Genomic DNA, 13,859 nt, shown 5'->3' on the forward strand with positions numbered 1-13,859 from the left:
TGCTAACCACCTAGAGTAAACTTAAAAATCCATAAAGGGTTTATTCCGAAAAAGAAGTGAACTTAATTATTGCAGATTTTCATGATGATTTTTGTACCATAAGAAGGGAAATGGTGGCAAAAAAGATTTTTGAAAGAGATAGTGGCTTTTATAAAATACGATCAAGCACATTATAAATTTTGTAAAACTTTAGCTGGCAGCTGGCCAGCTTTTTTCTTTTAGGATGGAAACATGTGGTATAACCCTGCATAATAGTAGACTAAGGGGGCATTAACAACCTGTTGAAGCAGGAGGTGATAATGGATTTTTTAGTTTGTTTCTAATTTCCTATTGATAAGATTGACGATAAATATTATGATAAACATGAGGAGATTTCCACTTAAAGAGGTGACATAAGGAATATAGTAAACAATAGGAAGGGAGCATCATGATGAATATCTCTTTTTTTCTTACGCCTAAAAAAGATGTAGTTTGTGGATTGGTAACTTCAACTATGAGACAGATTATTGAGAAAATGGAATATCACAGATATACGGCTATACCCTTATTAGATGAGGAAGGTAAATATGTTGGAACTATAACAGAGGGGGATTTACTCTGGAAGTTAAAGGCAGATAACTGCTATGATTCAAAAAAACTCGAGAATATATCCTTAAGGGATGTACCTAGACATATAACAAATGTTCCAGTATCCATAGAGGCAAACATTGAGGATTTAATACTTGCATCAACTACTCAAAATTTCGTCCCTGTAGTGGATGATCAAGGAATATTTATAGGAATTATTAAAAGAAGTGACATAATTACCTATTGCTATCAATTAATTGAAGGTCAAGGCTTGATGGGTAAAAAAACATCATTAAGGGCAGGGGCGTAAAAACCTCTGCTTTTTTGTTTCATAAATTCCTTTAAACTTTTCTCATTTATTAACGTATACATAGGTGAGATTAATATATTCAATAGAGGGTAGGGAAGGTGATCTTCGTGAAGGCGATGATTGAAGATAGAGAAAATATCATTCAGTGGCAGGCAGATCCTGAATTTGATATAGAAGACTTAAAGGAGATAAGCTTAAAATTATGGTGGCAATCAGTAACGGAATATCCAACCTTTATAAAAAAAATATCCTTAAAGGATAAAAGGAACAATGAGAAAAGGGTTGAGGAATTTAGAAAAAAGTTAGAGAAACGACTAGAGGCTCTAACGGAAGAGAAAAAGAAAAATGAAGAATGGAGCAAGGAAATTATACAACTAATTAAAGAACTAGAAGTCTCCATAATAGGCTATGAAAATAGCTGTATTGACTTTTTTTCTCGAAGGGGCTATTCCGAGGTAACAGAGGACTTCCTTAACGCAGTTAAAGAATTTGATAATCGAATAAATCCCATGGATATATTTCAAGCTATAAGAAATGTATGGATTATGAATAGTATACAAATTCTTTTTGATCTAGAGGTTAGACTAACCCCTGCTATTTTTGGATATAGCATGTTGTACCCCTACAGCGATAATTACCTAGATAATGAAGTCATAAAAAAAGAGGATAAGGTAGAGTTTAACAATCGGTTTCGACAGGTTTTAACAGGAGATAAGCTATGTGCCAATAATGATCTTGAAGGATGTATCTTTAGGCTGGTAGAAAAAATTGAGGAGCAGTTTCCTAGACGTAGATTTGAAGGGGTTTATAATAGCCTGTTGGCCATTCATACCGGCCAAGAAAAAAGCCTTATTCAGCAGAAGAGTTTATCCCTTCCCTATGAAAGGGATATTATGGGTATTAGCTTCGAAAAGGGTGGTTCTTCCGTCCTTGCCGATGGTTATTTAGTCAAAGGAAGTCTCACAAGGGAAGAAGAAATCTTTACCTTTGCCTATGGAACCTTTCTTCAGATCATTGATGATTTACAGGATGTAGAGGAGGATATGAAAAATGGTCATATGACCATCTTTTCTCAGGTAGCAGGGAAATGGCCCCTAGATCCTCTGGTAAATAAATTATTTTGGTATATAGAGAAGGTTCTGGGTTCCTTTTATATCAATGAAGGAAAAGATAAGGAAATGCTAAAGAATGTGATTAGAGAAAGCTGTAGGACTATGATTATGGAGGCAATCTCCACGAATAAAAGGTTCTTTTCAAAAAAGTATCTCAAAGATATTGAAGAATATTCTATGCTAAGATTAACTTATTTTAGAAAACTAAAGAAGAAGTTTAGCAAAAGCTTTTCATCAAAGGATATAAACCATATATGTCAAGCCTTAGGCAATAACAGATAAACTAGATTTTTTTAAAGGTTTTCCTTAGGCCTGTTTCTTTTCCTAGCCTAATTTTTTCTATATTAGGGATATGTTTATAGATGGACATACAAGCCAATAAGAGGGTTATAGTAACTACCCCTGCATCATATTTGTAGTATATTGCAGAAAAGAAAAAACTCAATACTAGAGCTATTGTTCCCAATGCTATATAATCGGTAAGGATTGTTACTACTAATATAGCCAGTATCCCAATTATGGCAATTCTATAGTCCAGGGCAAGAAGAAGGCCCACCAAAGAGGCAGTACCTTTACCACCCTTAAACTCCATGTAAAAGGGATGATTGTGGCCCAGAATAACAAAAAGTCCATTGAAAAGGAGAAAGAAGGGAAGCTGATCCCCTAGAACATCACTAAAAAGGCTTTTAATTAAAAATAGGGAAAAAAACCCCTTTCCAATATCAATTAAAGCTACTACAACTCCAAACTTCCATCCCAGCAATATTACTGCGTTTGATGCTCCGGAATTGCCACTGCCCCCCTTTCTGATATCAATGTTTTTGATTACTTTACCCAAAATATAGGCGGGCTGAAGGGAACCAATAAAATAGCCGCTGGCTATAGCAAATATAATGGCAGTTAACATATATGCTTCCTTCCTTCTACTTATTTAATAAAATTCTTATTAACATCTTTTCTTGATTATACTAAAATGGGAGTAGGATGTCGATACAATGGATAATCAAAAAGCAAGGATAGGAGAGTATTCTTAATCCTTGCTTTTGTAAATCATACTATTTTAGTGGTCCAGTTTTCACAGTTCCATACATCCGATACAATGTCTATATAGAATTCAGGCTCATGACAAATTAATAAGATACTACCCTTATACTCCTTTAGTGCCCTTTTCAATTCATCCTTTGCATCCACATCTAAATGGTTGGTGGGCTCATCCAGTACAAGGAGATTGGTTTCTTTATTGATTAATTTACATAATCGCACCTTCGATTGCTCTCCACCACTTAAAACGACAACTTTACTTTCTATATGCTTGGTGGTTAAACCACATTTAGCTAAAGCCGCCCTTACTTGATATTGGGTATAGGATGGGAAGTCCTGCCAAACCTCTTCAATACAGGTTTTATAATTGGCCTCCGTAACCTCCTGCTGAAAATATCCGATGTGAAGATAGTCTCCAAGCTCTACCGAACCACCAAGACCAGTAATCTCACCTAAAATACTTCTTAGGAGGGTTGTTTTACCAAGACCATTGGCTCCTACCAATGCAATCTTTTGTCCCCTCTCCATAGTAAGGTTTAGGGGCTTAGATAAAGGCTCCTCATAACCGATTACAAGGTCCTTAGTCTGAAACACCAGCTTGCCAGATACCCTTGCTTCTTTAAAATTAAACTCTGGCTTCGGCTTTTCTTTAGCAAGCTCTATTACATCCATTTTATCAAGCTTCTTTTGTCGAGACATGGCCATATTCCGGGTAGCCACTCTAGCTTTATTTCTAGCAACAAAATCCTTTAGCTCTTCAATTTCCTGCTGCTGTTTTCTATAGGCAGATTCCAACTGCTGCTTCTTAGCATCATAAACATTTAGAAAATTATCATAATCCCCCACATACCGATTAAGCTCTTGATTTTCCATGTGGTATATTAAGTTTATTACGCTGTTTAAGAAGGGTATGTCATGGGATATTAAAATAAAAGCATTTTCGTAGCCTTGAAGGTAACGCTTCAACCATTCAATATGCTGCTCATCCAAGTAGTTGGTAGGCTCATCCAGTAATAGGATATCGGGTTTTTCCAATAGCAGCTTTGCCAGTAGTATTTTTGTTCTCTGACCACCACTTAGGTCGTGAACATCCTTTTCTAAGCCTATTTCATCCAGGCCTAGACCCTTTGCCACCTCTTCAACCTTAGCATCAATAACATAGAAATCATTATTTGTTAAGGTATCCTGAATAGTGCCCATATCCTCTAATAGAACCTCTAGCTCTTCTGGAGAGGCTTCAGCCATCCTTTCACAAATATGATTCATTTCAGCCTCCATATCAAAGAGATATTTAAAGGCAGTTTTCAAGGCATCCCTAATGGTCATACCCTTTTCCAGACTGGTATGCTGATCTAAATAACCAACCCTTACATTCTTAGCCCATTCAATTTGACCCTCGTCTGGCTCAAACTTACCTGTAACAATGTTCATAAAGGTAGACTTTCCTTCGCCATTGGCACCAATGAGGCCAATATGCTCCCCCTTTAATAAACGAAAGGATACGTTATTAAAAATTGCTCTGTCACCAAAGCCATGACTCAAATTCTTTACAGTTAAAATACTCATGTATATCTCCTTTCACCCGCTGTTTCCTATAAGAATCCTCTAAAAATCTATATAAAGCCCTTTGGCATAAAACACACACATAATAGATTATATATTAGATTTTAAAAGTATGAAAGAGATATTTTATCGAGCAGTTAGGAAACTTATGGGGAAGAAAAGGATTCTCTTTATTAGTCAATAATTGTAAGCTCCTTAGTATAGTTATTTAAAACCTCACAGCCGTCCTCTGTTACCAGAACCAAATCTTCAATCCGAACCCCTACTTTATTAGGAAGGTAGATGCCGGGTTCAATGGAAAAAATCATTCCTGCCTCCACCCTAGAGGTGTTGGTAGCCGAAACATCACCAGCCTCATGAACCTCTATTCCAATGGAGTGACCGGTTCTATGGTTAAAGTATTTACCATAGCCCTTTTCTTCAATATAATTACGTGCAGCAGCATCTATATCACAGAACCTTACCCCTGGCCTTATCATATCAATGGCTCGTTGATTGGCTGTTTTGACAATATCATAAACCCTTCTATCCTCTTCAGACACAGACTTATAAAAGATGGTTCTAGTCATATCAGATGAATAGCTCTTATGACTACATCCAATGTCAATAATAATGCTATCTCCAACCTTTAGCTCTGTCTCATCAGGACTATGGTGGGGATCAGCTGCATTTTTGCCATAGGCTATGATGGGATCAAAGGAGGGTCCAGAAGTGCCTAAAGTATCATAAACCTCTAAAAGGGTCTTAGCCATTTGCTTTTCAGAAAGATCTGGGTTGAAGTTCTCAATTAGGGTTTTGATGGCTTTATCGTTGAGGCTTGAAGCTTCCCTCATTAACTGGATCTCGTCGCCATCCTTAATAGAGCGATTTTTGTCCAATATGTAGGATGCGTTGACAAATTTACAGTTTACGTAGCCCTTCATAAGCTCTAGAAGAAAGCCAGCAGGCCAATTTTTATCAATACCGATGTTGCCTTCATCCAACAAATAGTTGGAAATCACCTTAATGCCATCATCGGTGTCCTTGAGCCAAGCCTTATCTACAGGAACTTCATCATCAAGGGGAAATAACTCATTGATGAAAAAGAGAGGCTTTTTATTAAGGCCAAGATAAAGGGCTAATAATCTTTCTCCTGGATGAATCCATCTATCCAATAAATAATAAATTGCAGCTGGATCAGTAACCAGCATTTGGCCTATATCTTCTGCTTCCATCTTCTTTAATATGCTTTTTATACGATTATCCTTCAATTGAATCACGCTCCTAGAATATATTTAGAAACTCTACTATATTTTTCTATAGGTTATAAAATAATCCTTTAAATATTTATGGTAAATTTTTTTAGAGGATATAAGACCCTAATATCGAATGTTAATTCATTATTCTTTTAATATTTTGGAGGCGATTAGATGTATTATATAGGGGTTGATGTAGGAGGTACCACTATTAAGGTGGGATTGGTATCTGAGGATGGAAGAATTCTTCATAGTTCAAGGGGAAGAACCCCAGTAAAAGAGGGTTGCGATGAAATCGTAAATAAGATCCAATCTTTAATCAATGAGGTGATTGAAGGCTACGGAGCTGTAAAGGGAGATGTTAAGGCAATAGGACTGGGAATACCAGGAGTAGCCAATAAAGAGGGTTTTGTATATTTTGCCACCAACCTTTTTATGAAGGATTTTCCGCTGGGAAAAAATCTTGAGAATGCTACTGGAATAAAGGTCTTTATAGAAAATGATGCAACTGTTGCGGCTGTTGCTGAGTATGTAAAGGGAGCCTCTTCTGGCACACAGAACTCCATCTTTCTAACCTTAGGTACAGGTCTAGGAGGTGGATTAATTATCGACGGTAAGGTCTATAGTGGAAGTCATGGAATCGGTACTGAAATGGGACATATGGTTATCGGTGAAAACTTCTATGATTGCAACTGTGGTAATAATGGATGCTGGGAGACCTTTTCTTCAGCTACAGCCATGATTAAATACTGCCAAAGGCTTCTAGAGGAGGATCAAAGGAGTCTTGTATATAACAAAGTAGAAGGCGACCTTAAGGAGATTAGTGCCAAGCTAATTTTTGATTGCTACCAAGAGGGCGATTCTATTGCAAAAGAGGTTGTTGAAAGAATGGTTCAATATCTTGCAAAGGGTATTGGTAATCTCATAAATATCTTTGATCCTGAGGTTATAGTCCTAGGAGGCGGGGTTGCTGGTGGTGGTCATCTTTTTCTAGATATGCTAAAGGAAGAAATTCAGAAGTATATTTATTTAAAGAGCATGAATTTAACTGAAATCGCTTTAGCTCAGCTGGGAAATGATGCAGGAATCATTGGCGGCAGTATGTATGCAAAGCTTAGACTAGAGGAGTCGGGAGTATAGGAAGGGAGAAGTCCATGGATAAGACTATTAAGGTTGGAATTATTGGTTTTGGTTTAGCGGGTAAGGTTTTTCATGCTCCAATAATAGAGGATGTTGCAGGTTTAGAGCTAACCCAAATTTATACGAGTAATCATGAAGCCATCAAGCATATAAACAGCACATATCCTAATGTAGAAGTGGCGTCAAGCCCTGATGATATAATAAAGGATGAAGAAATTCATTTAATTGTGGTGGCCACACCAAACACCACTCATTTTGATTACGCTAAAAGGTCATTATTGGCAGGCAAAGATGTTGTGGTTGACAAACCCTTTACTGTAACCTCCCAAGAGGCTGACGAGCTAATTGAAGTGGCTAAATCGAAGGGGAAGCTCCTTTCAATTCACCAAAATCGGAGATGGGATAGTGATTTTCTTACGGTAAAAAGGATACTTTCCAATAAGCTGTTGGGAAACTTAGTAGAATATGAGGCCTATTATCATCGTTTTAGAAATCGTATTAAGGTGGGCTGGAGGGAAGAGGTTAAGGCTGGTGGTGGAATCCTCTATGACTTAGGAAGCCATTTAATAGATCAAGCCCTATCCTTATTCGGACTACCAAAGGATATTTTCGCTGACATCAGAATACAAAGAGAAAATGCCAAGGTTGATGATGCCTTTGAAATAATCCTTAATTATGAAAAATTAAAGGTGGTTCTAAAGTCGGGAATGCTGGTTAAAGAACCCCTGCCAAGATTTGTTCTGTTGGGGGATAAGGGCTCCTTTATTAAATATGGTCTGGATCCTCAAGAGGATTTATTAAAGAAAGGGGAGTTCCCCCATGGGACTCCAGAATGGGGAGCAGAAGATGAAGATATTTGGGGAACCCTTAATACTGAGATTCATGACATCAAAATTAGAGGCAAGGTAGAGAGTGAAAAGGGAGATTACAGAGAATATTATAGAAACATTTATAAGGCAATAAATGGTTTAGAGGACCTGAAGGTGAAGGCCCAGGATGGAAGAAATGTAATAAGAATTATAGAATTGGCTATGGAAAGCAGCAGTTCTAAAAGGACAGTAGCCTTTAGATAAGACTGTTGTAAATATATAGCAATTATTTGTCATAAAAATTTACTATTACTCTGTCCTTTAATTGAAGGCCGCCATAAAGAAAAGCTAATAACTGCAAAATAGTCTAGAGGCTTAAGCTGGACTTTGGTAGAAACTAAATAATACAGAAAAGCTATCCCTGTTGAAGTCATATAATAACCATATTCAATAGGGGTAGTTTTTTATTTAATAGGAAAGTTCTTTTTTCCTATTAAATGGGGGATTTTAAGGGGCCCCTCCCCTTATAAAAATAAGGAGAGTACAAGGAAGTGTCCTAGAGAACGCATGGGTTCTCTGGAAAACAAAAGCATTTTAACCATAGAAAATTAACGCATGAAATGCTTTTGTTCCTTTCCTACCCTATATACTATGTGGTAAATATTGATGGAGTGTAAAAGATTACTAGAAGGAGAAGTCTTTAGAATAATAGAATATTAACGAATATCAAACAGTATCATGTATTTGATGAAGAAGGAGGGTATTAGATGACAAAGATAGAAAAGGTGTTTGAGTTGGCTAAAAAATACATAATTCACATACTGATATTCCTTATAATTGCAACGGGATATTCCTTATATCAGCTAAAGGCTATAGAAAATACCCCCCAGCAAATAAATCCACCTAAATATCATTTTTACTTTATAGGCCAAAATTCTGTAGACCCTTTTTGGAGGGAAGTTAGAAGGGGAGTTGTAGCAGCTGCCAAGGAAAGGAATGTTGTGGTGGAGTTCAAAGCTCCTAGGTTTAATAATCCAGATGAAGAAATTAAATATCTTGATATGGCCATTATTTCAAAGGTAGATGGCATTATAACCCATGTTTCCAATGAGGAAAACTCAAAGGATTTAATCAATGAAGCATATAACAAAGGGATTCCTGTGGTTACCATTGAAAATGATAATAAGCTCAGTAATAGAAGCACCTTTGTGGGAACCAACAGCTTTTTACTGGGAAAGGAGGCGGCCCAATTAATGGCTGAAGCCACCAATGGCAAAGCCAATATTGCCATAGTGGTTAGTAACGATTACGACTTAGATACCGCCAGCCAAAACCTTAAAATTAATGGATTCTTAAGTACCATAAAGGAATTCCCGAACATGAGGGTTGTAGAGGTTTTTACCTCTAGCCTTGGCATTTTAAGTGCTGAAGAAATCACTCAAACAATTTTAAGTGACTATCCAGAGATTGATTCGATTTTTACCACCAATTCGGTAGATACCTTAGGTGCTGCCCAGCTTATTGTGGATCATAATAGGGTAGGAGAAATAACCCTAGTTGGACATGGCAATATCCATAATATTTTGAGGTATATCCAAAGGGGAATTATCTATGGTACTGTAATGAGTGACCCATATAGAATGGGATATGAAAGCTTAAGGGCCCTAGTTGACATTACGGAAACCAATAATCCTTCAACCTTTATAGATACAGGTGTGAAGGTTATTAAAAGAAGCAATTTAGAAGCCTATCAAAAGAGCCAAAAATGAGGAGATTAATGGTGAAATCATGATAAAACCAATATTTAGATTTACAGGAATTAGAAAAAAGCTATTTATGTATTATTTAATAACCACCCTTATTTTAGGAGTAACCAGTGTGTATTCTTATTACAATACAAAGGTGGTACTAACAAAGTTTAAAGCTATTATCAGCGATCACGTTTACCTAAACGATTTAAATAATGATGTTGATACAATGGTAATGGAGGTTGAAAAATATCTTTCTACTAAATCCTCTGAAGCTTTATTAAATTATTATACCCTCTATAATGCCCTAGAGAGGAAATCCCATAATATCTCTAGGGATGTCACTTATGAAGAAGAAAGCATTATGCTAAAGAACATTGGAAATATGATAGATGCCTTTTTGCTAGAGACGGATCATGCTGTAAAGGCCAAGCGGGGGAGGATTAGTAGTGAATATATAACCCATTTTTCCAGAGCCTACGAGGTTGCAGAGTATATAAAGGGCTACAATAATGATTTATTGAAGCTAAAACTGCAGGAGGGTTCAGAAAAATATGAACTAATTAATAAAAATATGACTTATTTAAGCTATTTTAATGTTTTTGTTATTATTTTATCTATACTAATCAATACAATGCTGGCCATATTTTTTACCTATAGATTAATCAAACCCATCATTCAGCTGGCAGATTCTGCAGAGAAAATTTCTACAGGAGACTTTAGCATTCCACCCGTAGAGTTTAAAACCAATGATGAAGTAGATGTGCTGGCTAAGGCCTTCCACAATATGGTGATTAGTATCAAAACCTATATCAATGAAATAAAGAAGCAAGCCCTATTTGAGAATAAATTAAAGGAACAAGAAGTAGAAAATCTCAAAATGAAAAGCCTTTTAAAGGAGGCAGAATTAAAGTCCCTACAATCTCAGATTAATCCCCATTTTCTGTTTAATACCCTCAACACTGCATCGCAGCTTACTATGCTGGAGGGAGCTGATAAGTCCTCAGAGTTCATTGAAAATATCGCCGATTTATATAGATATAATCTCCGGAAGTTAGATGAACCAATAACCCTGCAGGAGGAAATCAGCTATGTTGGAAAGTATATGTATATCTTAAAGGCTAGATTCGGTAGTAGGATAGAATTCGTAACCAGTATAGATGAAGCCATTATCGATGTTAAGGTGCCTTGCATTATTATTCAACCAATAGTAGAAAATGCCTTTATCCACGGCTTAGAAAATCTCGATTCCCAAGGGATTATCAGGCTAGAGGTAAGGGGCCATAACAACTCTATCCTTATTGAGGTTACCGATAATGGAATTGGCATGACAGAGGAAAAAATTCAGGAGCTTCTTTCAGGAGAAACCAATACGCATAAGCAAAATAAACATGCTTCAGGAATAGGCATCTATAATGTTATTGAGAGGCTAAAGCTCTTTTATAACATAACCGACACCAGGGAGATTATAGAAATCAGCAGTAGGATTGGAAAGGGAACAAAAGTTGTGTTGAAAATACCTTATGGGAGGGGGGATTTAGATGATTAAGCTGATGATAGCTGATGATGAGCATATAGTAATCGAATCAATTAAATTTATTGTGGAAAAATTCGTGGATGGAATTGAGGTTGTAGGTTCTGCAAAGTCTGGTAGAGAGGCCATAGAAAAGGCTTTGATCCTAAAACCTGATATAGTCTTTATGGATATCCATATGCCAGGAATAAATGGGATGGAAGCTATTCGTCATATCAAAGACTTTAATAAGGAAGCCATATTTGTCATCATTTCTGCCTATGAATATTTTCAATATGCAAAGGAGGCTGTAAACTTAGGAGTTCATGAATACCTTCTGAAGCCCATAAACAAAAATAAAGTAATTGAAACATTAAAGAATTTAACCCAGGTTATTGAAGGTAAAAGAAGGGCGATGGAGAGGGAAATGGAATTGATGGAGAAGCTAAACCGTATCCTCCCCCATTTAGAGGGGCAATTTCTCTACTCCCAGCTCTTTAACAGCAGTAGTAAGGATGTTATGTTTTATGAGAATGTTTTAGGACTTAATCTACAACAGGGGTATATAATGGTTGTTAGCATAGACTCGACTGTGGCAGAAGGGAAGGAAGAAAACATAAAAAGGAGCTTAGAAAAGCAGCAGCTTTATGAAATTCTTAGAATGGAGCTTAAAAACCATTGTACCTCCTTAGTAGCGCCCCCCTTACTGGACAGGATCGTAGCTTTTATATCCTCCAACGAAGAATCAGAGGAGTACGAAACCAGAAATCGCGGAATAGATTATGCTAAAAAGGTTTCTAAGGCTATAGATAAAAAAATAACCTTAGACTATCGAATCGGCCTTGGTAGAAGCTATGATATAGAGCTGTTATCAGAATCCTATAATGAGGCCTATGTAGCGGCTACTTACCCATCTGAGGAAAAAATTATCCATTATAAAGATATTGACTGGACCACCCCATTTGTTGATTCTTATCCTCAAAAGAGAGAGAAATACCTGCTACATAACCTACAGATGGGAGATATGAATGGTACGGTGGAGGCCTTCGAAGAAATATTTTTATGGCTAACTACCAATGGTAGAGGGGATAAAAACTATATAAAATCGAAATTAATAGAACTTTTTATTTTAACCCAAAGAATTCTACCCAATTATTCCGATGAGGGTAAGGATTATTATAATAGCTATTTGCATTTGATTTTAGAAATAGAAGACCTACAGGAATTAAAGCTGGCCTACATTAATTATTTAAAGAATACTGTTAGAAGACTAGATGAATATAGAAAAAGAGAGTTGAGGGGCTTAATAGCTAAGGCTATTAAATATATTGATGATCACTATAAACAAAATATAAGCCTAGATGATGTTGCTAAGGAAATCAACATGAGCTATCACTACTTTAGTAAATTCTTTAAGGATTCCACGGGTAAAAATTTTGTGGATTATCTAACGGAATTAAGGATTGAAAAATCCAAACAAATCCTAAGGGACTCAAGCATCAATATAAAGGAAGTTTGCTTTGAGGTGGGATATAATGATCCCAACTATTTTAGTAAGATCTTCAAAAAGATTACAGGTATTACCCCCACCGATTATCGAAATCATGCATTGCCACAAGAGGTGATATAAATGAAAGAAAAGGTAATGGTAAAAACCTTAATAACGATTATGTTATCTGCCGTCCTTGTAGTATTGGCCTTGATGACCGTCAATCAGGTTAGGATAATCTATTTAGACAAGCCCACTCATCAAGAGGAGGATAACCATCATAAACGGATTAAAATAGGCTTTTCCCTGGGAACCCTCAAGGAAGAGAGATGGATTAAGGATAGAGACATTGTTATGGCAAAGGTAAAAGAGATGGGGGCAGATATAATTGTTCTTAACGCCAACAATGATGACCAAGATCAGTTGAAGCAAGTAAAAGCCCTTTTAAACCAAAGCATAGATGTCTTAATTATCGTACCCAATGATTTGCATAAAGCAGCAGAGGCTGTAGAATTGGCAAAAAAGCAAGGGGTTAAGGTTATTTCCTATGATAGATTGGTATTAAACTCTAATGTGGATTTATATATATCCTTTGATAATGAAAGGGTAGGGGAGCTAATGGCTGAAGCTATTGCAGAAAGGTTGTCGAAGGGGAATTTATTAATCATCAATGGTGCCACCAGTGATAACAACACCAAGCAGCTTAAAGTAGGCTACAATAGAGTTTTAAATGATAAAATTGTAGATGGTAGTATCAACCTTGTGGCAGAGGAGTGGGCACCCCTGTGGATGAAGGAGTACGCCTTTAGTGAAACGGATAAGTTCCTTCAAAGCAAAACTAAAATCGATGCCATTATTGCTGGAAACGATGGCTTGGCTGATGGAATTATTGAAGCCTTGTCTCAGCACCGATTAGCAGGTGAAACTCTGGTGGTGGGACAGGACGCAGATTTGGCTGCCTGTCAAAGAATCGTTGAAGGGACTCAGCTAATGACGGTATATAAGCCCATTGAAAAGCTGGCGGATGCAACTGCTAGAATGGCTATTCAAATGGCTAAGGGAGAAGAGCTTACCAACATAAAAAACACCATAAACGATGGACGGTATGATGTACCCTATTATGTTCTGGAACCGATTCCAGTATTTAAAGAAAACCTAGATGAAACCATATTAAAGGATGGCTTCCATATGTATGATGAGGTTTATAGGAATAAACCTTAATGGGACAAGGGGACAGGTTTACTGTCCCATTTTATTTAAAGGGACAAGGGACTGTCCCCTTTTGGAATATTGATACTTATATAGAAATAAGTGTATATTTTGCAGGAAAAT

11 protein-coding genes and 1 pseudogene are annotated in these 13,859 nt (G+C 36.7%); 9 read left to right on the top strand and 3 right to left on the bottom strand.

Annotated features, from left to right (window positions below; translation table 11 throughout):
• Positions 1 to 47 precede the first annotated feature (47 nt).
• From F8153_RS16720 to F8153_RS05600, 3 genes and pseudogenes are all read left to right on the top strand, one after another.
• Positions 48 to 176 (top strand): annotated as a pseudogene (locus tag F8153_RS16720) (DUF2087 domain-containing protein); the annotation flags it as partial.
• 254 nt (positions 177 to 430) lie between these two features.
• Positions 431 to 877, top strand: coding sequence for a CBS domain-containing protein (locus F8153_RS05595; protein ID WP_151865441.1), 447 nt, complete (start codon positions 431 to 433; stop codon positions 875 to 877).
• Positions 878 to 984: 107 nt separating this feature from the next.
• Positions 985 to 2,271 carry a class 1 isoprenoid biosynthesis enzyme gene (locus F8153_RS05600; RefSeq protein WP_151865388.1) on the top strand — a complete coding sequence of 429 codons (1,287 nt, stop codon included), beginning with the start codon at positions 985 to 987 and terminating at the stop codon, positions 2,269 to 2,271.
• 1 nt (position 2,272) lies between these two features.
• Here F8153_RS05600 and F8153_RS05605 read toward each other — a convergent pair whose 3' ends face one another.
• From F8153_RS05605 to F8153_RS05615, 3 genes are all read right to left on the bottom strand, one after another.
• Positions 2,273 to 2,896 (bottom strand): glycerol-3-phosphate acyltransferase, encoded by a 624-nt coding sequence (locus F8153_RS05605; protein WP_151865389.1) that lies wholly within the window; start codon positions 2,894 to 2,896, stop codon positions 2,273 to 2,275.
• 143 nt (positions 2,897 to 3,039) lie between these two features.
• Complete coding sequence (locus F8153_RS05610; protein WP_151865390.1) at positions 3,040 to 4,596, bottom strand: ABC-F family ATP-binding cassette domain-containing protein; 1,557 nt, start codon at positions 4,594 to 4,596, stop codon at positions 3,040 to 3,042.
• A 170-nt stretch (positions 4,597 to 4,766) separates the two neighbouring features.
• Positions 4,767 to 5,843: a M24 family metallopeptidase gene (locus F8153_RS05615; RefSeq protein ID WP_151865391.1), complete on the bottom strand. Its 1,077-nt coding sequence runs from the start codon at positions 5,841 to 5,843 to the stop codon at positions 4,767 to 4,769.
• 159 nt (positions 5,844 to 6,002) lie between these two features.
• On the opposite strand from F8153_RS05615, the gene F8153_RS05620 reads away from it, so the two are divergent.
• The 6 genes from F8153_RS05620 (at position 6,003) to F8153_RS05645 (ending at position 13,748) form a co-directional block, all read left to right on the top strand.
• A complete protein-coding gene (locus F8153_RS05620) occupies positions 6,003 to 6,968 on the top strand; it encodes an ROK family protein (RefSeq protein ID WP_151865392.1) in 966 nt (321 codons plus the stop codon).
• 14 nt (positions 6,969 to 6,982) lie between these two features.
• Positions 6,983 to 8,041: an oxidoreductase gene (locus F8153_RS05625; protein WP_151865393.1), complete on the top strand. Its 1,059-nt coding sequence runs from the start codon at positions 6,983 to 6,985 to the stop codon at positions 8,039 to 8,041.
• A gap of 503 nt (positions 8,042 to 8,544) precedes the next feature.
• The gene (locus F8153_RS05630; RefSeq protein WP_151865394.1) at positions 8,545 to 9,546 is read left to right on the top strand and encodes a sugar-binding protein; all 1,002 of its coding nucleotides are present in this window, start codon (positions 8,545 to 8,547) and stop codon (positions 9,544 to 9,546) included.
• Between the two features lie 19 nt (positions 9,547 to 9,565).
• Positions 9,566 to 11,074 carry a sensor histidine kinase gene (locus F8153_RS05635; RefSeq protein ID WP_151865395.1) on the top strand — a complete coding sequence of 503 codons (1,509 nt, stop codon included), beginning with the start codon at positions 9,566 to 9,568 and terminating at the stop codon, positions 11,072 to 11,074.
• Positions 11,067 to 12,668, top strand: a complete 1,602-nt coding sequence (locus F8153_RS05640) for a response regulator transcription factor (RefSeq protein ID WP_151865396.1) — start codon at positions 11,067 to 11,069, stop codon at positions 12,666 to 12,668. Before F8153_RS05635 ends, F8153_RS05640 begins: the two co-directional genes overlap by 8 nt.
• The gene (locus tag F8153_RS05645) at positions 12,669 to 13,748 is read left to right on the top strand and encodes a sugar ABC transporter substrate-binding protein (protein ID WP_151865397.1); all 1,080 of its coding nucleotides are present in this window, start codon (positions 12,669 to 12,671) and stop codon (positions 13,746 to 13,748) included.
• Positions 13,749 to 13,859: the final 111 nt, after the last annotated feature.

Source organism: Alkaliphilus serpentinus (assembly GCF_009017255.1).
Classification (GTDB): domain Bacteria; phylum Bacillota; class Clostridia; order Peptostreptococcales; family Natronincolaceae; genus Alkaliphilus_D; species Alkaliphilus_D serpentinus.